This is a genomic window from Citrobacter sp. MGH104 (genome assembly GCF_001034485.1).
GTDB lineage: Bacteria > Pseudomonadota > Gammaproteobacteria > Enterobacterales > Enterobacteriaceae > Citrobacter > Citrobacter freundii.
In genome coordinates, this window is record NZ_KQ089818.1 from 795,904 (window position 1) to 816,314 (window position 20,411).

General features: G+C 54.4%; 21 protein-coding genes and 1 pseudogene. 3 read left to right on the forward strand and 19 right to left on the reverse strand.

Annotated elements, in window-relative coordinates; translation table 11 throughout:
- Positions 1-138 precede the first annotated feature (138 nt).
- Positions 139-786 carry a nitrate/nitrite response regulator protein NarP gene (gene narP, locus SK34_RS03785; RefSeq protein ID WP_003027518.1) on the forward strand — a complete coding sequence of 216 codons (648 nt, stop codon included), beginning with the start codon at positions 139-141 and terminating at the stop codon, positions 784-786.
- Between the two features lie 101 nt (positions 787-887).
- On the opposite strand, the gene SK34_RS03790 is transcribed toward narP, so the two are convergent.
- The 16 genes and pseudogenes from SK34_RS03790 to SK34_RS25165 all read right to left on the reverse strand — a co-directional run.
- A complete protein-coding gene (locus tag SK34_RS03790) occupies positions 888-1,937 on the reverse strand; it encodes a cytochrome c-type biogenesis protein CcmH (RefSeq protein WP_048232409.1) in 1,050 nt (349 codons plus the stop codon).
- Positions 1,934-2,491 carry a thiol:disulfide interchange protein DsbE gene (gene dsbE, locus SK34_RS03795; protein ID WP_003834613.1) on the reverse strand — a complete coding sequence of 186 codons (558 nt, stop codon included), beginning with the start codon at positions 2,489-2,491 and terminating at the stop codon, positions 1,934-1,936. The genes SK34_RS03790 and dsbE overlap by 4 nt, the downstream gene beginning before the upstream one ends.
- The gene (locus SK34_RS03800; RefSeq protein WP_048232410.1) at positions 2,488-4,443 is read right to left on the reverse strand and encodes a heme lyase CcmF/NrfE family subunit; all 1,956 of its coding nucleotides are present in this window, start codon (positions 4,441-4,443) and stop codon (positions 2,488-2,490) included. Before SK34_RS03800 ends, dsbE begins: the two co-directional genes overlap by 4 nt.
- Positions 4,440-4,919 carry a cytochrome c maturation protein CcmE gene (ccmE, locus tag SK34_RS03805; protein ID WP_032949674.1) on the reverse strand — a complete coding sequence of 160 codons (480 nt, stop codon included), beginning with the start codon at positions 4,917-4,919 and terminating at the stop codon, positions 4,440-4,442. The genes SK34_RS03800 and ccmE overlap by 4 nt, the downstream gene beginning before the upstream one ends.
- A complete protein-coding gene (ccmD, locus tag SK34_RS03810) occupies positions 4,916-5,128 on the reverse strand; it encodes a heme exporter protein CcmD (protein ID WP_003027536.1) in 213 nt (70 codons plus the stop codon). Before ccmD ends, ccmE begins: the two co-directional genes overlap by 4 nt.
- Positions 5,125-5,862 (reverse strand): heme ABC transporter permease, encoded by a 738-nt coding sequence (locus SK34_RS03815; RefSeq protein WP_003027538.1) that lies wholly within the window; start codon positions 5,860-5,862, stop codon positions 5,125-5,127. The genes ccmD and SK34_RS03815 overlap by 4 nt, the downstream gene beginning before the upstream one ends.
- Positions 5,863-5,938: 76 nt before the next feature.
- Positions 5,939-6,598, reverse strand: a complete 660-nt coding sequence (gene ccmB, locus SK34_RS03820) for a heme exporter protein CcmB (protein WP_003027542.1) — start codon at positions 6,596-6,598, stop codon at positions 5,939-5,941.
- Positions 6,595-7,215 carry a cytochrome c biogenesis heme-transporting ATPase CcmA gene (gene ccmA, locus SK34_RS03825; protein WP_003027545.1) on the reverse strand — a complete coding sequence of 207 codons (621 nt, stop codon included), beginning with the start codon at positions 7,213-7,215 and terminating at the stop codon, positions 6,595-6,597. Before ccmA ends, ccmB begins: the two co-directional genes overlap by 4 nt.
- 20 nt (positions 7,216-7,235) lie before the next feature.
- Entirely contained in the window at positions 7,236-7,838 is a 603-nt protein-coding gene (gene napC / locus SK34_RS03830; protein WP_003027548.1) for a cytochrome c-type protein NapC, read from the reverse strand.
- Between the two features lie 9 nt (positions 7,839-7,847).
- Entirely contained in the window at positions 7,848-8,297 is a 450-nt protein-coding gene (gene napB, locus SK34_RS03835; protein WP_003839442.1) for a nitrate reductase cytochrome c-type subunit, read from the reverse strand.
- Complete coding sequence (gene napH / locus SK34_RS03840; protein WP_003027552.1) at positions 8,294-9,157, reverse strand: quinol dehydrogenase ferredoxin subunit NapH; 864 nt, start codon at positions 9,155-9,157, stop codon at positions 8,294-8,296. Before napH ends, napB begins: the two co-directional genes overlap by 4 nt.
- Positions 9,144-9,839, reverse strand: coding sequence for a ferredoxin-type protein NapG (gene napG, locus SK34_RS03845; protein ID WP_048232412.1), 696 nt, complete (start codon positions 9,837-9,839; stop codon positions 9,144-9,146). Before napG ends, napH begins: the two co-directional genes overlap by 14 nt.
- Positions 9,840-9,845: 6 nt before the next feature.
- On the reverse strand, positions 9,846-12,332 hold the full coding sequence (gene napA / locus SK34_RS03850) for a nitrate reductase catalytic subunit NapA (RefSeq protein WP_003027558.1): 2,487 nt from the start codon (positions 12,330-12,332) through the stop codon (positions 9,846-9,848).
- Positions 12,329-12,592, reverse strand: coding sequence for a chaperone NapD (gene napD / locus SK34_RS03855; RefSeq protein WP_032936605.1), 264 nt, complete (start codon positions 12,590-12,592; stop codon positions 12,329-12,331). The genes napA and napD overlap by 4 nt, the downstream gene beginning before the upstream one ends.
- A complete protein-coding gene (napF, locus tag SK34_RS03860; RefSeq protein ID WP_048232413.1) occupies positions 12,582-13,073 on the reverse strand; it encodes a ferredoxin-type protein NapF in 492 nt (163 codons plus the stop codon). The genes napD and napF overlap by 11 nt, the downstream gene beginning before the upstream one ends.
- A gap of 374 nt (positions 13,074-13,447) precedes the next feature.
- A pseudogene (locus tag SK34_RS25165) lies at positions 13,448-13,507 on the reverse strand (hypothetical protein); the annotation flags it as partial.
- Between SK34_RS25165 and eco the strand changes: the two are divergent.
- Complete coding sequence (gene eco, locus SK34_RS03865) at positions 13,486-13,983, forward strand: serine protease inhibitor ecotin (protein ID WP_003027568.1); 498 nt, start codon at positions 13,486-13,488, stop codon at positions 13,981-13,983. The pseudogene SK34_RS25165 and the gene eco overlap by 22 nt on opposite strands.
- A gap of 92 nt (positions 13,984-14,075) precedes the next feature.
- Here eco and mqo read toward each other — a convergent pair whose 3' ends face one another.
- Positions 14,076-15,737: a malate dehydrogenase (quinone) gene (mqo, locus tag SK34_RS03870; protein WP_003027571.1), complete on the reverse strand. Its 1,662-nt coding sequence runs from the start codon at positions 15,735-15,737 to the stop codon at positions 14,076-14,078.
- Between the two features lie 278 nt (positions 15,738-16,015).
- On the opposite strand from mqo, the gene SK34_RS03875 reads away from it, so the two are divergent.
- Entirely contained in the window at positions 16,016-17,263 is a 1,248-nt protein-coding gene (locus SK34_RS03875; RefSeq protein WP_048233762.1) for a SulP family inorganic anion transporter, read from the forward strand.
- Here the strand turns inward: SK34_RS03875 and mgtE are convergent.
- Entirely contained in the window at positions 17,226-18,662 is a 1,437-nt protein-coding gene (gene mgtE, locus SK34_RS03880) for a magnesium transporter (RefSeq protein ID WP_003027576.1), read from the reverse strand. The two genes, SK34_RS03875 and mgtE, sit on opposite strands and share 38 nt — an antisense overlap.
- 105 nt (positions 18,663-18,767) lie before the next feature.
- Entirely contained in the window at positions 18,768-20,411 is a 1,644-nt protein-coding gene (locus SK34_RS03885; RefSeq protein ID WP_048232415.1) for a multidrug ABC transporter permease/ATP-binding protein, read from the reverse strand.

The window sequence follows — 20,411 nt, forward strand, 5'->3', positions numbered from 1 at the left end:
CTACGGCTTTCAGTACAGGTTTTACTACTTACCCATGCACAAATTGGGGTAAAATTTATCCTCTCATCAGCGTGATGAATCTGGACGATTGATGCGCTGAAAACAATAATGATACTAATAAAAACTCAGGAGAATAGTATGCCTGAAGCAACGCCTTTTCGGGTGCTGATTGTTGACGACCACCCACTGATGCGGCGAGGAATTAGTCAATTATTGCAACTTGATCCCGCCTTTAACGTAGTCGCGGAAGCGGGTGATGGTGCCAGCGCTATCGACCTGGCAAACCGCCTGGACCTTGATGTGATCCTACTGGATCTCAATATGAAAGGGATGAGCGGACTGGATACCCTGAATGCGCTGCGTCGGGATGGCGTCACCGCGCAAATTATTATTCTTACCGTATCGGATGCCGCCAACGATGTGTACGCTCTAATTGATGCCGGCGCGGATGGTTATTTGCTTAAAGACAGCGATCCTGAAGTCCTGCTGGAGGCTATTCGCAGTGGTGCCAAAGGTGGTAAAGCCTTTAGTACCCGCGTCAGCGAATATTTGCGCGAGCGCGACCTGTTTGGCGCCCAGGAAGACCCATTCAGCGTTCTCACCGAACGCGAACTGGATGTGTTACATGAACTTGCTCAGGGGCTATCGAACAAACAGATTGCATCAGTGCTGAATATTTCTGAACAGACGGTGAAGGTGCATATTCGCAATCTGCTGCGCAAACTCAACGTGCGTTCTCGTGTAGCTGCCACCATTCTATTTTTACAAACACGCGGCATGCAGTAATCAGATATTGCCCGATGGCGCTACGCTTATCGGGCCTACAAGCCACGTGCATCAGTAGGCCGGATAAGACGCTTTGCGTCGCCATCCGGCATCTTCCACTCTTACTTCTCCTGCGGCGTTAGCTGCTCCATCGCCTGCTTAATGCTGCGTTCTATCACCGCCCGACGGGTATCATTGGCCGGTAATAATTTCAGCATCATCTCCCACGCCGCAACCGCCTCGCCAAAGCGCTGCTGTTCAAAAGCGTTAAACGCATACATGCTGAGAACCCGCACGTTGGCATGTTCGCCGCGTACCAACTGGCGTAGCAGCTCCCCTCCCCGACGGTTATCATCAGGATCGGAAGAACGGGTCAGCGCTTCCGCATAGCCCAGCGCAGCATCACTGTTTTTCGGATCCAGTCGATAAGCATTGGCATAGGCTTCAGTGGCCGTACTGGCGTTACCAAGTACCATGCCAATGCGCCCAAGCATGATCCAACCTTCAACGTTGGTAGGATCGGCTTGTAAGCGAGTGCGCAGACCCAACGCCAGACGCGTCATATCTTCTTCATTGAGCGGATCAGCTTTTGGATCCAACGCCCGCTCCAGCAGCATAGGTGCCTGAGCGGTGGCCTGTTGCCAGACCTGAACCTGCTTATAGTTGCCGGTTTCATAATAGCTCACTGCGCCAACCCCCAGCGCCACCACGATGCCGGGCACAAACAACCCGAACCCACCGCGTTTGCCATCCGGGATAACGTCATCAGGAAACTCTTCCTGTTTTACCCGGACACGTCGGCGAGTACGGGCGAAAATAATCCAGCCACCCAGACCAATCGCAACCACCGGCATCACCCACAAAAGTACAGTAAGCGGCGTCAACGGCGGATCGTAAGTGACGAAGTTGCCGTAGCGGGCCACCATGTAGTCGACAATCTCTTTCTGACTTTTTCCTTCCTGCATCAGTTCGTACACTTTCTGACGCAGGTCGGTGGCAATCATCGAGTTAGAATCGGCAATACTGTTGTTCTGACATTTAGGACAGCGCAACTGTTCGGTAAGCTGACGGAACTGCTGCTCCTGCGCTTCATCCTTAAACTGCATCACATCGATGGTCGCAAGGGCGGATCCCGAGATAACCAGCATCAGCAAGCCCAGTAAAAATCTCATTGCGCAGCCTCCTTACTGTACTTATCCCACAACGGTTTGATCTCGCTCTCCCACACCCTGGCATTCAAATCGCCGGCATGGCGATAGCGAATAATACCTTTCCCGTCGATCAGGAACGTCTCCGGCGCGCCGTACACACCAAGATCCAGACCAAGCATACCGTCGCCGTCAAACAGGCTTAATGAGTAAGGATTGCCCAGCTCTTTCAGCCAGACAATGGCTTTCTGACGATCGTCTTTATAGTTCAGACCCACCACCCGCACGCCCTGCGCAGACAGTTGATTCAAGTACTGATGCTCGGCGCGACAGGTCGGACACCAGGTCGCCCAGACGTTAAGCAGTACCGGTTTGCCCTGGGTCAGCACATCGGCCTGATAATGTTGACCCGGATTTTCCAGCGATTCGAGGCGGAATGTCGGAACGGGTTTGCCGATCAGCGCCGACTCCAGATTAGTGGGATCGTCCCCCTGAGCGTTACGCGCCAACTGCCACAGCAGCGCCGCCGCAATGATCAGAAAAATAATAAACGGAATTAACAGTGCGTTGCGCTTCATACAGCCTCCGACGCATTTTTTTGCACCGTGGCACGAGGACGCGTGCGCTGACGATAGCGTGGATCAAACAGGCAGAACAATCCGCCCAGCGCCATCAGCAATCCTCCGGCCCAAATCCAGCGAATAAACGGTTTGTAGTACAGACGCACAGCCCATGCGCCGTTATCCAGTTCTTCACCCAGCGCAGCGTACAGGTCACGCGTGAATCCGCCGTCAATTGCCGCTTCAGTCATCATCGAACTGGTGCTGTTATAGAAACGTTTTTCCGCATGCAGCGTGGCTTCCGGTTTACCATCACGAGTGACGCCAATAATGGCAACGCCCCCCCGGTAGTTTGGCCCGGTAATATCTCTCACTTCGCGGAAAGTGAACTGATAGTTATGGATACTGACGCTATCGCCCGCCTTCATACGCACATCACGTTCAACGCTGTAATTCTGGCTAAAGGCAATACCGACAATGGTGATCGCCAACCCTACGTGACCCAACACCATGCCCCAGTAACTTGGCGTCAGCTTCGTCCCACGAGAAATACGCAGGAACGCTTCGGACACCGCCAGCACGAATATCCAGCATGCCATCGCCAGACCCACCACCGTCATAGCGGCAATGCGATCCTCAAACAGCCACGGCAGCAGCAGCGACATAACAAGCGTGGTGACAAACGCGATAATCAGTAACGTTTTCAGTTTACGCGGTCGGTCACGGCCCCAGCGCACTAATGGCCCTATTCCCAGCAACAGCGCGAACGGTGCCATCAGCCAGGTGAACATCGTGTTGAAGAACGGCTCGCCAATCGAAATACTGCCCAACCCGAGCTGTTTGTGCACCAGCGGCAGCAACGTGCCCAGTAGCACCACCAGCATGGCGGCAATCAGCAGAACGTTGTTGCCCAACAGCAGAGATTCACGCGACCACAGCGCGTTATTTACCCGTGAGCGGACCTTGTGACCGCGAACCGCAAACAGCAGCAGGGAGCCGCCAATCACTAATACCATAAAGGCCAGAATAAACATCCCGCGCGACGGATCGGAGGCAAAAGCATGCACCGACACCAGCACGCCGGAGCGCACCAGGAAAGTCCCCAACAGGCAAAGCGAGAATGCGCAGATTGACAGCAGCAGCGTCCAGGCTTTAAAGCTGGCACGCTGTTCGGTGACCGACAACGAGTGCATCAGCGCCGTTCCCACCAGCCATGGCATAAACGAGGCATTTTCAACTGGATCCCAGAACCACCAGCCGCCCCAGCCCAGCTCGTAATAGGCCCAGGCGGAACCGAGCACAATACCCAGCGTCAGGAACACCCACGCCGCCAGCGTCCACGGACGCGAAAAACGGGCGAAGGTACTGTCCAGTCGGCCACTCATCAACGCGGCAATCGCAAACGCAAAGGCCACGGAGAAACCGACATACCCCATGTACAGCAACGGCGGATGGAAAATCAGCCCCGGATCCTGCAACAGCGGGTTCAGGTCGCGCCCTTCAATAGGGAAGTTGGGCAACGTACGGGCAAATGGATTGGAGGTAAACAGAATAAACAGCAGAAAGCCAACGCTGACCATCCCCATCACCGCCAACACGCGGGCGACGATGTCCAGCGGCATACGCTGGCTGAATGCCGCAACGGCGAACGTCCAGCCGCTCATCAGCAGCACCCACAGCAGAAGAGAGCCTTCATGCGCGCCCCAGGTTGCTGCCACCCGATACCAGACCGGAAGCTGGGTATTGGAATTGCTGGCGACGTAGGTGACGGTAAAGTCATTAACCACGAAGGCGTTGACCAGAATCAGGAACGCGCCCATCACACAGATAAATAACACCCAGGCAAAGGGCCGCGCGGAAGCCATCATCCGCACATCGCCGCGCGCTACGCCCCACAGCGGATAGACCGACAGCAGTAACGCCACGCCAAGCGCAAGGCACAACAGCGCATTGCCAATTTCAGGCATCATGACGTTTTATCCTTATACACGCTTTCCGGACGACGATGGTTTTCCTGCATCGCTTTTTCAACTTCCGGCGGGGTGTAATTTTCATCATGTTTGGCCAGAACCTCTTTGGCCTGTACATGATTTCCCCCGTCCAGTTCGCCCTGAACAACAACACCCTGCCCTTCGCGGAACAGATCCGGCAGAATACCTTCATAGGTTACATCCACCACACCTTCGGCGTCATAGATGCTGAAATTCACTTTCAATGACTGCGGATCGCGCTTTACGCTACCGGGCATCACCATACCGCCCACGCGCAGGCGCTGACCGACTTCAGGCATCTGCTGCGTTTCGCGCTTACCGTAGAGTATCTCTCCCGGCGTATAGAACAGGTCAATATTGGAACGCAGCGCATAAAGCACCAGCGTAATGGTCAAAGCCAGACCCGCCAGTACCGCACAGGCTATCCATAACCGATTTTTACGTCGAATATTCACGCCGCCTCCCGTTGCACTTGCGCCGCACGCATACGTGCTTCTCTCGCCCGCTGCTGCGCTACACCGCGTAAAATTGCGCGATGCTGTAACGTGGAATGCACTACCAGCACCACCAGCGGGATAACACTCATCGCTACGGCAAGCCAGACATACAAGGCGTAGCCGCCCATCGCGAAAAAATCACTCCATGATGCAAATGCAGGGGTCATTGGCGGCCTCTTTTTAAGATCAGTTCGCTCACCCACGGGCGGCGTTTTTCCATCATCAAAATCAGGTTACGCATGCGCATCAGCGCCAGCGTGACAAACAGTAACAGGTAGCCGACGATCGCCAGACGCAGCGGCGTACGCATTGCCGGATCGATGCTTTGCTGCATGCGGGTAGAACCCTGATGCAGCGTATTCCACCACTCAACCGAGTAGTGGATAATCGGTAAGTTGACCACGCCAATCAGCACCAGAATACCGGCGGCACGACCTGCCAGACGGCGGTCGTCAAAGGCATGCCATAGCGCAATGGCGCCAACGTAGAGAAACAGCAGCACCAGTTCAGAGGTGAGTCGGGCATCCCAGACCCACCAGGTTCCCCACATCGGTTTGCCCCATGCGGAACCTGTCACCAGCGCAATAAAGGTAAACACTGCACCAATCGGCGCCATCGCAGCCAGCGCCAGATTGGCCATTTTCATCTGCCAGACCAGGCCGATAAACGCGGCAACGGCCATCGAGGCGTAAATGCCCATCGACCAGATTGCCGCCGGAACGTGCAGATAAATAATGCGATAGCTCTGCCCCTGCTGATAGTCTGCAGGCGCAAAACCAAAGCCCCAGACCCATCCCGTTATCAGTACCACCGCGCTGGCAATCGCCAGCCACGGGATAAACCAGCCACAGATCTGATAGAGCCGAGGGGGCATCGCCAATTGATGAAGTGTTTTCCACATAGTTCAGTCACCAGACTCCATAAATTAAAATCCGTTGTGCCGGAGCGCCTTGCCCGGCCTGCACATCTAATTCTCGTTACTGCACGCTTATCCGTAACGCCGCGGCTGTGGCAAACGGGCTTAACGTGGCGCTGCCGACCAGCAACGCACCCAGAATCGCCATGTACCCTTCAACCGGTAAGTGCATAGAAGCCGCATCCATCGCTGCGGTCGCAAAAATCAGTAAGGGTATGGTGAGCGGGAGTACCAGCACGCTTAACAGCACGCCGCCGCGCTTTAAGCCCACCGTCAACCCCACGCCCGGCGCGCCGAGAAAACCCAGCGTCGGCGTTCCGAGTAACAAGGTCAGCGCCATAATTTTCCAGCCGTACATATCCATGCCCAGCAACAGCGCCACCAGCGGCGAGAGGATCAGCAGCGGCAGACCTGTCACGACCCAGTGCGCCATCACTTTCGCCAGCACCACGGCCGGTAGCGGTAACGGCAGCAGCATCAGTTGCTCAAGGCTGCCATCCTGTAAGTCATCACGAAATAGCCGTTCCAGCGCCAGCAATGACGCCAGTAGCGCCGCAACCCAGATGATGCCCGGCGCTATGCGCGCCAGCAGCTGTGGCTCCGGCCCAATACTCAGGGGGAACAGCGTAATAACAATCAGGAAGAACCATAAAGGATTAGCAATTTCCGCACTATGACGAAACGCAACTCGCAGTTCTAAACGAAAGATTCGCCACATCATTGCGTTGCCCTCTCACTGGTCAGCGCAATACGTCGCACTTTATCGGTTTCAACATTGAGCGGTTGGTGGGTGGTGAGAATAACAATACCGCCCTGCTCCGTATGCTGCGCCATACGCTGAGTCAGTCGCTCAACGCCGTTCACATCAATGGCGGTAAAGGGTTCATCGAGGATCCACAGTCGGGCGCGGGTCAACCACAAACGGGCCAGCGCCACGCGCCGCTGTTGTCCGGCGGAAAGTTGGTTCACTGGGATATCTTCATATCCGGCAAGTCCCGCCTGCGCCAGCGCAGCCAGACACTGCGCGATGTCGCCGTCATGATGGAAGAAACGCAGGTTCTCCAACGCCGAAAGCCGGGTTTTTATCCCCGGCTGATGTCCAATCCACAGTAGTTGCTGATGGTAGCTGTCCCGCACGTGATGCAGCGGTTGCTCTTGCCAGCAAACCTCCCCTGCGTCGGGACGCGCCAGCCCGGTAAGCAACCGCAGCAGAGTGGTTTTCCCTGCGCCGTTGCTGCCGGTAATTTGTACCCATTCCCCTGCGTTGACGCGAAATGACAACTCGCTGAACAGTATTCTGTCATCCCGCTCGCAAAGTAATTCTCTGGCTTCAAGCATACCTGGTTATCTACATCCTGTTAAAAGCCCGGTTTGACTTCGCGCATATCAGGCAGTTTGTGCGCTATCCCTTTATGGCAGTCAATACAGGTTTGCCCGTCTTTCACGGCCTGGTCGTGCATTTTGGCCGCGACGCCTTTCTGGGCGGTTAAATCCATAAACTCGAAGTTGTGACAGTTTCGACACTCTTGCGAATTGTTATCTTTCATACGCCGCCACTCATTTTGCGCCATCGTTAAACGATGATCTTCAAATTTCTGCGGTGTATCTATTAACCCCAGTGCTTTCGCGTACAGCTCTTTACTGGCCTTGATCTTACGGATCATTTTCGGGCCCCACTCGTGTGGGACGTGGCAATCAGGGCAAGTCGCTCGCACACCACTGCGGTTGTTGTAGTGTACGGTTTCCATGTATTCCTGGTACACCGTATTGCGCATTTCGTGACAGCTAATGCAGAACTCTTCTGTATTGGCCTTTTCCATACCGGTATTAAAGCCGCCCCAGAAAATAATGCCGCCCACAAAGCCGATTAACAACAGCGTGCCGAGCGCCAGACGGCTGGGGCGACGCCACCATTGCCAGACGCGCTTAATCCAGCCTGGTTTACGGTTAGAATTTTCCATAATGACCTCTTATTTCCCGTAACCTTTCGAGGGGGTGAAGGTATTTTCAACAATCGGCGCGGCGTCAGCCTGCGGAACGTGACATTGCAGACAGAAATAACGACGCGGCGCGACTTCAGCCAATACCTTGCCGTCGCTATCCATAAAGTGCGTCGGACTGATGCGCGGCGCACCGGTGGTACGATAGCTTTCCACACCGTGGCATTGCAGGCAGCGGTTGGTGTTAGTCGTCACCTGATATCCTTCAACGCTGTGCGGAACCATCGGCGGCTGATTCACATAGTTCAGCGGCATACGCACTTGCTCTTTCGGCATGCGAATCGCCCCTTCCTGTGTTCCTGAGACTTCAGGTGACTGGCTCAGATCCACTCCGTTTGCAGCCCAAACTGCCCCACTGACTAGCAAGGCCAGCGCGGCCATCCATTGACTCAGCGCTTTAATCAGGTCATGGCTTTTCATGATTTCGCTCCCGAACTCCATCGTGTTGTTATTGTAAAAACATCCTCAGAACAGACATCCACACAGCGACCGCAGGCCATGCAATCGCGACTGGTTACCTGCACCGGACTTTGCTCATCCAGCACCGGCGCACGTAGCACATGCGGTTCCGGGCAAACATGAAAACAATCCATACAGCGGTTACATCTGTTACGTTCTTTTGCCGAAACGGTTAATGCACCTTTACTTCCCACCACGCTATACAGCGCACCCAGTGGGCAGAGATGCCCGCACCAGCCATGCTCAACGACCAGTAAATCAAATAAAAACAGCGCGAGGATCAGCAACGCTCCGCTACCGAATCCCATTACCAAGCTACGTCCCAGCAAAGAAACCGGGTTTATCCACTCCCACAGCAGCGTACCAGTCAGCGCTGAACCGACCAGAATGACCACCAGCAGGACGTACCGTATATGGCGCGGCAGGGTCGCAGACTGATTCAGGTCAAACCTTCTGCGCAACCAGCTGGCTAAATCAGTGACCGGGTTCATAGGACAAACCCAACTGCAAAACAGTCGCTTACCGGCCAGCGCATACAGCACCGTAATGATGGCTGCCCCCGTTAACGCCACCGTCGCTGGCAGATGCCCGCTGGCCAGGCTTTGCAGAGTAATCAGCGGATCGGTGAACGGGATAGCGTCCAGCAACAGGCTGCTACTGTAGTTGCCATGCAGAATCCAAACACCAAGCCACGGGCCGCTAAGGAACATCGCCAGTATCAGAAACTGACTCAGACGACGCAGCAGCAGCCAACGATGACTCTTCCACCATCCTTTTTTTGCCTGCGCTTCACGCCCGGCATCACGTTTACGATTTGCCATTGTTCCCCTCCAGCCAACCGAAGCGGTAATGGTGTCCTAACTCCCCTTTCGCCAGCGACAACGGCAGCACTTTTATTGCTGGCTGCTCCAGTACGCAGACTTTTTCGCATTTCCCACAGCCGGTACAGGCATCGCTGTGCACGGTAGGAATAAACCGCGCATGCTTGCCGGTACGCATGTTACGGTCCAGCTCCAGGGTGATCGCCTCATCGATTTTCGGGCACTCGCGATAGCAAACGTCACAGCGTAATCCCTGATAGTTGAGGCAGTTTTCGTGATCCAGCAGTACCGCCAGCCCCATACGCGAATCGTCAATGGATTCAATTTCTCTGTCCAACGCGCCGCTGGGGCAGACTTTGGCGCACGGAATCTCCTCACACATTTCGCAGGGAATATCACGGGCGATGAAATATGGCGTACCAGCCGCCAGCCCGGAGGCCAGCGTGGCCAGCTTCAGCGTGTCATACGGACATGCCTGAACGCACTGACCGCAACGTACGCAAGCGCTGGCAAATGCCTCCTCGCTCAGAGCACCTGGCGGGCGCAACCGCACGCCGGTTGCGCGTGCGGTTTGTTGTTGCAACCCCAGCGCCACGCCAACGACGGCCAGCCCGCCCGCTGCGCGAACCATATCGCGCAGAAAGCGGCGGCGGCCATTTTGGGGTTTTGCTGACCGGGACATAACGCGTTACACCTTCGCCAGTTTCACGGCGCACTTCTTGAAATCCGTCTCTTTGGAGAGCGGATCCGTCGCATCCAGCGTCAGGTTGTTCACCAGCTGTGCGGCGTCGAAGAACGGCATGTACACCAACCCCTGCGGCGGACGGTTACGACCGCGTGTTTCAACAATCGAAATCACTTCGCCACGACGGGAAATCACTTTGACCTTATCGCCACGACGCAGATCGCGTGCTTTTGCATCCAGCGGGTGGATAAACAGCACGGCTTCCGGGAAAGCGCGGTGCAGTTCAGGCACACGACGCGTCATACTGCCGGTATGCCAGTGTTCCAGAACACGTCCGGTGGATAGCCACAGGTCATATTCTTTATCCGGCGCTTCAGCAGCAGGCTCAAACGGCAGCGCGAAGATAACCGCTTTACCGTCCGGTTTACCGTAGAACTTGTAGCTTTCACCTGCTTTCACGTAAGGGTCGTTGCCTTCGCTGTAGCGCCACTGGGTCTCTTTGCCTTCAACGACCGGCCAGCGTAAACCGCGGGCTTTGTGGTAATCGTCAAATGGCGCAAGGTCATGCCCGTGGCCGCGACCAAACCAGGCGTACTCTTCGAACAACCCTTTTTGCAGATAGAAGCCCAGCTCGCGGGATTCATCATTCAGTTGATCTTCAGCCAGTTCAGTCACCGGGAATTTTGTCACTGCTGGCGTGGCAAACAGCACGTCATACAGCGTTTTGCCACGCAGCTCCGGTTTTTGTGCCAACAGCTCTTCGGGCCACACTTCTTCTGTTTTGAAGCGACGAGAGAACTGCACCAGTTGCCACAGATCCGACTTCGATTCGCCCGGTGCTTTAATCTGCTGACGCCAGAACTGTGTACGGCGTTCAGCGTTACCGTAGGCACCTTCTTTCTCTACCCACATCGCAGTCGGCAGGATCAGGTCAGCAGACAAGGCGCTGACCGTCGGGTACGGATCGGAGACGATGATGAAGTTGCGCGGATCGCGCCAGCCCGGCATACGCTCCTCATTGATGTTCGGACCAGCCTGCATGTTGTTTGTACACATCGCCCAGTAGACATTGAGCTTGCCATCTTTCAGCGCGCGGTCTTGTGCCACGGCGTGCAGACCGATTTTTGCCGGAATGGTCCCTGACGGAATATTCCAGTGCTTCTCGCAGATATCGCGGTGTTTTTCGTTTGTCACCACCATGTCCGCAGGCAGACGATGGGAGAATGTACCGACTTCACGCGCGGTGCCGCATGCGGAAGGCTGGCCGGTCAGAGAGAACGGGCCGCAGCCTGGCTGGGAGATTTTGCCAGTCAGCAAGTGCAGGTTATAGACCAGGTTGTTAGCCCATACGCCGCGGGTGTGCTGGTTAAAGCCCATCGTCCAGTAGGAGATGACTTTTTTCTTCGGATCGGCATACAGCTGTGCCAGCTGTTCCAACTGATCTTTTGGTACGCCGGTCATTTCGGCGGTTTTATCCAGCGTGTACTCAGCAACGAAGGCTTTGTAATCCTCAAAGCTCATCGGTTCAGAGGCATCGGATCCCGGGTTTTTCGCCGCTTTTTCCAGCGGATGGGTCGGACGCAGACCGTAGCCGATGTCCGTCACGCCTTTACGCAGGTTGACGTGCTTGCTAAAGAAATCCTGGTTAATCGCATTGTTTTGAATGATGTAGTTCGCGATGTAGTTGAGGATCACCAGATCGGTTTGCGGCGTGAAGACCATACCGTTATCCGCCAGCTCAAAGCTGCGGTGCTGGAAAGTGGAGAGAACCGCGACGTTGACGTTAGGATCGGACAGACGACGGTTGGTGATGCGCGACCACAGGATCGGGTGCATCTCTGCCATATTCGCGCCCCACAGGACGAAGGCGTCTGCATGTTCGATATCGTCATAGCAGCCCATCGGTTCATCCATACCGAAGGTACGCATGAAGCCGACTACCGCTGAGGCCATGCAGTGACGTGCGTTCGGGTCGATGTTATTGGAACGGAAACCCGCTTTAAACAATTTGGCAGCAGCATAACCTTCCCAAATCGTCCACTGGCCAGAGCCGAACATGCCGATAGATTCCGGGCCTTTCTCTTTCATCGACGTTTTGAATTTCTCTTCCATCACGTCAAAAGCCTGGTCCCAGCTAATCGGGGTGAACTCGCCTTCTTTGTGATATTTACCGTCTTTCATGCGCAGCATCGGCTGCGTTAAACGGTCTTTTCCGTACATGATTTTCGGCAGGAAGTAACCTTTGATGCAGTTAAGCCCACGGTTAACCGGCGCATCCGGATCGCCCTGGCATGCAACAACACGCCCTTGCTGCGTTCCGACCAATACGCCGCAGCCCGTCCCGCAAAAACGGCACGGGGCTTTGTCCCATTTGATGGCTTCTTGCTGACCGACTACCGCGCGGGCAACGCCCGGCACGCTTAACCCGGCAGCCGCCGCAGCGGCCGCAACGGCGTTAGCTTTCATAAAGCTACGACGACTGAGTTTCATGGTGTTTCCTCACCTTGCTCATCCTGCTGGTGATAAACCAGCGACACCGCCAGCACGCCCGCAACGTTGCGCACTGACTCAATTGTTTTCATTAGCGTTTCACTTTGATCAGCTTCCACCACCACAATCAACTGACCACTTTCCACATCGCTGAGTGCAACTTCGCAACCGGGAAAGGAACGCAACTGCGTGGCGATATCGTTGATATGCTGGCTTTTGGCCTGAACGACCAGGCTGCAGACCTGCCAGTTATTGTCCATGGTTGTACTCCGCGTTAATGGCTGATACCGGGCAGATAGCGACACAGGCGCCACATCCGTTACAGTCCTGATTGTCGAGCTGCGGCTGATAAATACCGGACAGCGTGGGGCGAAAGGTTATTGCCATGGGCTCACAGCTATCCTGACAGCGGTGACATTCAACGGACTGATGTGCGAGACAGTTTTCCCCAATCGTAAAGTTCAGATCCCATGCCCTGGTGTGGCGCGGAAGAAAAAGTGATTCGGGACAGGCTTCTGCGCAGGCATAGCAAAAGCTGCACTCGCCGTGTTTGAAATTTACGCTCGGGTAACCACCCTGGCCTCGCTGCAGGATGTCGGTTTCGCACGCCTGGATGCAGGCGTCACAACGGAGGCAAAGGGCCAGAAAGTGAGAGTCTTCCTTGCTCCACGGCGGACGGATCCCTGAGCTGGCGTTTCGCCAACTGCCTGTCAACATGCCTCGACGGGATAAATCAACCATGACATTGTCCTTCCATAATGACGCCCTCCCTCGGCGGGTTGAACGACATAAAAAACTGCACTATTTATGAGTAGTTATTTTTAGCCGTAAGATATTTCAGGATGTGTTAGAGGTGCATACCCCAATTGGGGTAAATGCTGTTGCCGGATCAAAGGAGTGTTGAGTTGGCGGGAAAAAATGCGCTTTTGCTCACATTTCAATGAGTTATATAGCCACGTATATAGCGATTCAATATTAAGATAATAATCTCATGTTTAAGATAATTCTTAGAATATATCGCTACATTGAACGTAAACCATTGCTGGATACACTTAAAATATAAGTAAATACAGATTAATTGATGATGCGAATATGTTAACCTGCCCCAGACTCGTTCAAAAGACAGAAGAAAGGAAACACTGTGAACAATAAGATGAAGACAATTGTCCCTGCCGTACTTTTCGCCGCCTTTGCCAGCACCTCTGCATGGGCTGCCAGTAACGAAGCCGGCGCTCAACCGCTGGAAAAAGTCGCCCCTTATCCTAAGGCGGAAAAGGGTATGAAGCGCCAGGTTATCCAGCTTACCCCTGAGAAAGATGAATCTACTCTGAAAGTAGAACTGCTGATCGGACAAACGCTGGAAGTTGACTGCAACCAACACCGCCTGGGTGGCGAACTGGACAGCAAAACGCTGGAAGGTTGGGGATATGACTACTACGTCTTCGACAAAGTCACATCTCCGGTTTCAACCATGATGGCCTGCCCGGACGGTAAGAAAGAGAAGAAATTCATTACTGCGTATCTGGGTGATGACGGCATGCTCCGTTACAACAGCAAGCTGCCGATTGTGGTCTACACCCCGGAAAACGTGGACGTTAAATACCGTATCTGGAAAGCAGAAGATAAAATTCAGGACGCAGTCGCGCGCTAAGTCAGGATGTGCCGGATGGCGGCGTACCGCCTTATCCGGCCTACAGACGCATAAAACAGGCCGGATAAGCGCAGCGCCATCCGGCATTGTATTTACAGTGCGATATCCGCGACGGCTTTCTGTTCAGGCTGCGGTTGTGCCTGAGGTTTCAGCTGTGGTTTCGGTGCTTCATCAGCAACCTGCGGCTTGTCATATTTCAGACCCAGAACCTCACTGGTGTACTGCAACTCTTGTTCCGTAGCCTCAACGTTACCGTTCAGCTTAGTACCATAAGACGGAATGATGGTTTTCAGCTTCGCCTGCCACTCGGGGCTGGCCACTTTATCTTTAAACACTTTTTCCATCAGATGCAGCATGATCGGTGCCGCGGTTGATGCGCCCGGAGAAGCTCCCAGCAGCGCAGCAATCGTGCCTTCTTTATCGCTGACGACTTCAGTCCCCAGGCGCAACACGCCGCCCTTCTCCGCATCGCTTTTGATGATCTGCACACGCTGGCCCGCCTGCCATAAACGCCAGTCTTCTTTTTTCGCCTGCGGATAGTACTCTTGCAGCGCAGCAAAACGGTCGTCGTCGCTGAGCATCACCTGGCTCACCAGATATTTAACCAGATCGAAGTTATCCAGACCCACGTTGACCATCGGCATAAAGTTCGACGTGGTGGTCGAGCTCAGCAGATCCCACAATGAACCGTTTTTCAGGAACTTGGTGGAGAATGTCGCGAATGGCCCAAACAGCACAACGCGCTTGCCATCAAGGATACGCGTGTCGATGTGCGGTACGGACATCGGCGGCGCACCAACGGAGGCCTGACCGTACACTTTCGCCAGGTGGCGGTTGACTACGTCCGGATTGTCCGCAACCAGGAACTGCCCGCCCACCGGGAATCCGGCATAGCCTTTCGCTTCCGGAATGTCGGTTTCCTGCAACAGCTTCAGCGCAGCGCCACCGGCACCGATAAAGACAAACTTCGCCTTGATATCATGTTCCGCTTCGTTATTTTTCAGATCGGCGACCGTGACCGTCCAGCTATTGTCGGCATTACGCTTAAAACCACGCACTTCGGTGCTCAACTGCAGCGCAAAGTTCGGCTTTTTCTGCAATGAAGTAATCAACTGGCGCGTGATTTCGCCGTAGTTCACGTCAGTACCAATCTCGGTACGCGTTGCTGCGACTTTCTGTTTTGGATCACGACCTTCCATGACCAGCGGCGCCCACTCTTTAATCTGCGCGTGATCTTCAGAATAACGCATACCGCGGAATAACGTGCTCTGTTGCAATGCGGCGTAACGGGCACGCAGGAAGTTGACGTTCTCGTCACCCCAGACAAAACTCATGTGCGGAACGGTAGTGATAAACGAGCGTGGTTCATGCATCACGCCATTATTAACCTGATATGCCCAAAACTGGCGGGAAATCTGGAAGGCTTCGTTAATTTCGACTGCCTTTTCAATGCTGATGCTACCGTCGGCCTTTTTAGGCGTGTAGTTCAGCTCCATCAGTGCGGAGTGTCCCGTTCCGGCGTTATTCCAGCCATTTGAGCTTTCCTGCGCTACACCATCCAGTCGCTCAACCATGGTCATTGACCATTGCGGCTCCAGCTCCTGTAAATAGGTTCCCAGCGTGGCGCTCATGATGCCGCCGCCAATCAACAGTACATCCGTTTCCTGCTCTTCCGCCGCTTTCGCTTTTGCCGCCATCGAGACAACATTCAGCCCTACAGCCATGGTGAAGAGCATGGCAGTCACTTTTTTCATAATGTTAATGCCTTACTTTTAGTATCGCTTTTTTGCTTTTAATGCAGGTGAAAATCGAGCGGTATCAACGGTAACACTTAAGTAAAAATAATTAAATATTGTTTATAAATTATATTTAATTTTTAAAAATGTTATTAATACGTTGATATTTTATAGGGTTATTGGCAATCATTTCTGGAAACCGGCCCGGCAGACGGGTACTATGCTGCGCTTTGCTATTCACCGCACGGATGCCTGTCGGTCTGCTGTATCAGGCCATTTTTGACCTGAGTGTAACTATGTCTGCAACTCAACATTCCGCTGTCGCAGTCGCGGAAAACGCGGCCCGAGCCGTGCTGCGCCAACCCCGTCTGCTGGTTCGCGAAACACTGGCCGGTGTGGTAACCGCCCTGGCGCTGATCCCGGAAGTGATCTCATTTTCCGTTATCGCAGGCGTTGATCCTAAAGTCAGTCTGATCGCCTCCGTCGTACTGTGCCTGGCGATGTCCTTTTTAGGTGGTCGTCCCGCAATGGTTACCGCCGCTGCAGGATCGGTTGCGCTGGTGATTGGTCCAATGGTGCAACAACACGGCGTGCAATACATCCTGCCTGCAGTGGTACTGGCCGGGATGATTCAGATCCTGTTTGGTGTATTGGGAATGGCACGTCTGATGCGATTCATCCCTACGGCCGTGATGACCGGATTTGTCAACGCACTAGGTATTTTGATTTTCTTTGCCCAGGTCCCTCATTTCTGGGGGAAAAGCCCGCTCATCTGGGGGCTGTTTGTCCTGACGCTGCTGATTGTGCTGTGGGTTCCGCGGTTTATTAAAGCTATCCCCGCACCGCTTATCGCCATCGTGCTGCTGACCGTGTTCACTGTCACCAGCGGGCAACTGTTACCGACCGTCGGTGACGAAGGTTCGATGAGCGGCGGCCTGCCGGGTTTCACCCAGTTGTTGGTTCCGCTCAACCTGCAAACGCTGGCGATTATCTGGCCCTGCGCGCTGAGTATCGCTTTTGTCGGTTTGATGGAGTCGCTGTTGACCGCCCGTCTGGTGGATGACCTGACGGTGACGCCGTCGAATAAGAATCGCGAGAGTGCCGGGCTGGGGATAGCCAATATTCTGGCCGGATTTTATGGCGGCATCGCCGGGTGCGCGATGATTGGTCAAACCATCGTTAACGTCGAGATGGGCAAAGGACGCAGCCGCGTCTCGACGGTTGCCGCCGGACTGGTATTACTACTGTTAGTCACTGGGTTAAGCGAAGTGATGGCAGAAATACCCATGTCGGTGCTGGCGGGAATTATGGTGATTGTGGCGGTAAAAACCTTCAGTTGGCACAGCATCCAGCCCGCCACGCTGAGGAAACTCCCCGTCACTGAAACGCTGGTGATGCTGGTGACCGTCGCTGCCACGGTATCCACCGGCAACCTGGCGATTGGCGTGGTTACCGGGGTGATGGCAATGCTCATTCTGCCACGTATCGTCAGAAGCAAACGCGCGGCTACATCAGAAACAGCGTTGCCAGACCGAGAAAAATAAAGAAACCGCCGGTATCGGTAATAGCCGTAATCATGACGCTCGAGCCAACCGCCGGGTCGCGCCCGAGCTTCACCATCGTCATCGGAATGATGACCCCCATTAATGCTGCCATCAACAAATTAAGCATCATCGCCAGGGTCATTACTCCGCCGAGCGCCATGTCATCGTACAGCCACCAGGTAATACCGCCCATAATTCCGCCCCATACGAGGCCATTAATCACTGCAACGCCCATTTCGCGCAGGATCAAAAACGTCAGGTTCCCCGGCTGAATATTTTGTAGCGCCAGCGCGCGGACGATCATGGTGATGGTTTGATTCCCGGTATTGCCGCCAATTCCCGCCACAATTGGCATCAGCGAGGCCAGCGCCACCAGTTGCGAAATCGTATGTTCAAAACCGTCGATCACCCGCGAGGCGATAAAGGCGGTACAGAGGTTAACGGCCAGCCACGCCCAACGGGTTTTTACCGCTTTGGTAACGGGCGCAAACACATCCTCTCCGGCGCTTAAGCCCCCCATTCGACGCAAATCGGTATCAGTTTCTTCATAGACCACATCGACGATCTCATCGATAGTTAAGCGGCCCATCAGCTTGCCTGAAGGGTCAACGACTGCAGCACTGACCAGGTCGTCACGTTCGAAGGTACGTGCAGCGTTTTCAGCGATATCGTCCGGAGAAAAGGTGAGCGGGTCATCTTCCATCACCTCGCTGACTTTGCGTTGCACATCATTGAGCAGAATGCAGGTTAGCGTCAGTTCGCCAACCAGCACTTTATTGCGATCGGTCACGAAGAGTTTATCGGTGTTCTCCGGCATTTTGCCCAACCGTCGCAGGTAGCGTTGCACCACTTCCAGCGTCACGTCCGGACGCACGGTGATGACTTCGAACTCCATAATCGCGCCGACGCGATTCTTCTCGTAATGCATTACCTGGCGGACACGCGCCCGCTCTTCGGCTGGTAACGTCGCCAGCAACCGTCCAGTGAGGTTACGCGGGAGATGCTGCACCAGATAAATCTGTTCATCGATATCGAGATATTGCAGCGCATCCAGTATTTCGCGGTCACTCATCTCATCGATCAGGTCGTCCCAGACGTTTTCAGACGCCTCAAGCAGGACGTTACCACGCTTTTCACTTTCGACCAGTCGCCACAGGGCGTGACGCTCTTCTGAAGGTAATGCTTCGAGGGTATCGGCTAAATCGGGAGGCGGCAGGTGGGCGACCAGCGCCCCTACCTCAGCAATATCGTCGGCTAACGTACCGACGTCATATTGCTCAGCCAGGGTAAGCTTGCCCAACAGTGTTGAAATAATGGCTTTATCAGTGGTCAGCAGCCAGATAAGGCGCGCACGCTCTTCATCACGCAGCCTGGCGCTGTTTTTGTTTATTACGGACATTAATCATAAATCCATGATATGAAATATCATTAATCATGATGCTGATTTATGTAAATAACAATAAACAGTGCCGCCGGGTGGCTAAAAAACCGGCGGCACGTGGGATCAGGCTGTGCGAGCCACCGCGTCACGCGAGGCGGCTTCACGTTCATCGCCCAGCAGTTCACTCAACTGTCCGTTACGCATTTCCAGCAGACGATCGGCGTGAATAAAATAGTGATCGTCGTGGCTAATGGCGAAAATGGTTTTGCCCATTTCCTGCATCAAAGGCAATAGCACCTGATAGAACTCCCGGCGGAAATGGGGATCCTGATCGGCAGCCCATTCGTCCAACAGAATGATGTCGCGCTCCTCCGCCAGAGCCAGCAGCAGCGCCACGCGTTTCTTCTGCCCTTTCGACAGTTTCAGATTGAGGATACGGCCATCGCTCAGCTCCAGCTTGTGCCCCATCTTCAGATGTTCCAGCCACTTCGCGACCAGCTGCGGATTAGCCTCTTTACCTTCCGGCCCCAGCAGTTTGTCGAACAGCCAGACGTCGGTAAACACGGCGGAGAATAGCTTGCGGTAGTCTTCCGGTTTTTCAACGGCAACGGCCTTACCATCAAGCAATATTTCGCCTGACTGCGGCTGGTATAGACCAGTCAGTAACATCGCCAGCGTAGATTTCCCGCTACCGTTACCGCCAATCAGAAAGATCAGTTCACCGCGATGAATCGTCAGATTCACGGGTCCAACGGAGAAGGCGTTATCCTGATAGTGGAAAACCACGTTACGTAACTCCAACGTCTGCCAGTTCGGAAACGCATTTGGACGTGGGAATTCGGCCTTAAAGGGCGCAAGGGCAAACCTGTTCAGCTTGTTGAACGCTACCTGCGCGGTGAGCAGCGTCGGTAGCGCGCCAACGGCAGAGAGCAGCGGCGTGCGCAGAAATAGCAGCGTCAGCGAATAGGTCGCCGCCACGGCGGTATCCGCCCAGCCCAGGCTGTTGGCCATCCAGAACACCAAACCAATGGCGCCCAGCATCATAATGTTCGACCAGTTGACTGCGCTCAGGTGGAAAGTATCGGCGCGAATAATATGGTGACGGTACTCTTTGGCATCCGGGACGTACATCTGATTAAAGATATGCTCGGCACGCTCACGGTTGAGCGTCAGCTCTTTGCGCCCTTCCAGCACCGTTTGATAATCGTTGTACAACTTATCTTCAGTTTCGCGCAAGGTGGCCATGTGTTTATACACCCGCGCCACCAGCACAAATCCGCCCCAGATGGTGATTGCCATCCAGATTGCTGTCACCAGCAGCATTTTAGTCGACAGCATCGCCAGATACGCCGCCGATCCGACTGTCAGGATAATCCCCTGTACCAGCTCAGGCAGACGAACAAAGGCGATGGTGATGTTGCGGATATCACTGGTTAAACCCGCCAGCAACGAGGCGCTGCCAAGCTGTTCGATGCGCTCGACGTGGGTGTCCAGAATCCGTTTGATAAATTCGCTACGCAGTCGGTAGACAAAGTGGTGTCCCAGCGTGGTGAGCGCCAGTTGTGAACCGAGGGTGACGGCCATCAATAACAGCAGCAGGCCAAGAAACTCCGGTAGCACCATCAGCGTGGTGTCGACCGTTTCAATCAGATGCTGGTTGATAAACGCAATCAGCCCAATCCCCAACGCGGCGCTGGCGAGGCTGAGCGCCATCACGCTGATAAATGGCCAGCGATACTGCCGCCAGACAAGAAGTAAAAGTTCCAT